The sequence below is a fragment of the Kineococcus lubricus genome (assembly GCF_050871965.1).
GTDB lineage: Bacteria > Actinomycetota > Actinomycetes > Actinomycetales > Kineococcaceae > Kineococcus.
Map to the genome: position 1 here is coordinate 1 of NZ_JBJLSK010000072.1, position 1,295 is coordinate 1,295.

1 protein-coding gene is annotated in these 1,295 nt (G+C 71.0%); it reads right to left on the reverse strand.

Translation table 11 applies throughout. The annotated features are described in order from the left end of the window. A partial coding sequence (locus ACRYRX_RS22570) for an APC family permease (RefSeq protein ID WP_432515444.1) occupies positions 1-1,265 on the reverse strand: 1,265 nt, incomplete at its 3' end. Between the last annotated feature and the right edge of the window lie 30 nt (positions 1,266-1,295).

Below are 1,295 nucleotides of genomic sequence, written 5' to 3' on the forward strand. Positions count from 1 at the left end.
GTGGTGAAGTTCGACAGCACCGCGACCAGCACCCCCACCAGACCCACCCCACCCAGCGCCGGAGCGACCACCGTGTTCCACCGCCGCCGGTCCACCCGCGTGCGAGCGAAGAACACCAGCACCGCCGCGCACGCCAGCAGCATCAACACGATCACGCTGAGCGTGGCCAGCCCCGACATCCAGGTGAACAACTGCGCCACCGGATCGGCCCCGGCGACGGCGAACACCGCCAGCACCACCACCGCGGTCACCGTCTGCACGAGCGAGCCGGTGTGCGGGGACCCGTGCCGGTGGTGGCTGCGCGCCAGGAACACCGGCATCGCCCCGTCCCGGCCCAAGGCGAAGAAGTACCGCGAGATCGCGTTGTGGAACGCCAGCACCGCCGCGAACAAGCTGGTGAACAACAGCACCGGGAACACGTGATCCCCGAACGAACCCAGGTACCGGCCGCTGAGCACCCCGACCACCAGGTCCCCGGTGTGCTCCCCGGCCACCGAACTCACCTGCGAGGGCCCCACCGCGCTCACCACCGCCCAACTGGCGAAGGCGTAGAACACCCCGATCAACGCCACCGCGATGTACGTCGCCAACGGCACCGTCCGCCGCGGATCACGAGCCTCCTCCCCGTAGATCGACGTCGCCTCGAACCCGATGAACGACGCGATCGCGAACATCAACGCGATCCCCGGCGAGCCCTGCGTGAACGCCGAGGGGGTGAACGAGGCCAGCGACACCCCCTCGGGGCCACCGCCACCGGCGAACACCGCCACCGACAGCACCGCCACGATCCCGATCTCCAGGACCAGCAGCACCCCCAGCACCTTCGCGCCCAGGTCGATGTTGCGGTACCCCAGCACCGCCACCACCGCCACCAGCACCCCCGCCCACACCCACCACGGCAGGTCCGGACCGCCGTACTGCACGACCAGACCCCGCAACGTGTTCGCGCCCATGCCGTAGACCGCCGCCTGGATCGCGGTGTACGTCAGCAACGCCAACCCCGCCGCCCCCAACCCCGCCCGCCGGCCCAGCCCGCGGGTGACGTAGGCGAAGAACGCCCCGGTGTCGGTGACGTGCCGGCTCATCGCGGCGTACCCGACGCTGAACAGCAGCAGCACCACCGCCACCACCAGGTACGCCGACGGCGTCGCCGGCCCGTTGCCGATGGCCAGCATCACCGGCAACGCCCCACCGATCGCGGTCAACGGCGCCGCGGAGGCCACGACGAGGAACACGATCCCGGGAACCCCGATGGAACCGCGCAACCCACCAGCCCGCTGCTCCCCCCGCGCACC